Source organism: Vibrio sp. 378 (assembly GCF_033339435.1).
The window spans coordinates 1-522 of record NZ_JAWOUO010001167.1 but is presented as its reverse complement, the minus strand read 5'-3'; the positions used below and the strand labels follow the sequence as shown (position 1 = coordinate 522).

Sequence of the window (522 nt, the reverse complement as noted above, 5' to 3'; positions counted from 1 at the left end):
AGGATGGCTAGCGACCATCATCGGTTGGTTGTTAGTGATTCCGTAGATGTATCGCTTTGCAACCAAAGGCCGCTTTATTCGCTGGATCGCAGCTTTGGTTACGGGCTTGGTGCTCTCGTTCGTTGTAATGAGCATTGCATTCCCGGATGGAAGTGGACTGGCGACAGAGAAAGTGAATATGGAATCGCCTCGAGCGTACACTTTCCCTCAAACCTTGGATATGGTGATCGAGAAACCGTTCACTGGCTACGGTTACGGTAAGTTTGAATCTGAGTACATGCTGTACACCGCGCGCCAGCATGCGCTGAATGAGAACTATCCTGCAGGCTTGCCATCGATGGATCATCCACACAATGAAATGTTGTACTGGGGCGTAGAAGGTGGGCTTCTGCCTGTATTAGGCATAATCCTCGCAATAGGATTGGTTTTACATAGGATTTATCAAACCAAACGTGGCACACGCCTAGCGTTGCTTGCGTTATTCATTCCTATCGTACTTCACTCTCAGTTGGAATATCCGTT

At 48.3% G+C, this 522-nt stretch carries 1 pseudogene; it reads left to right on the top strand.

Annotated features, from left to right (window positions below):
* Window positions 1-522, top strand: a pseudogene (locus R7Q48_RS30960) (O-antigen ligase family protein); the annotation flags it as partial.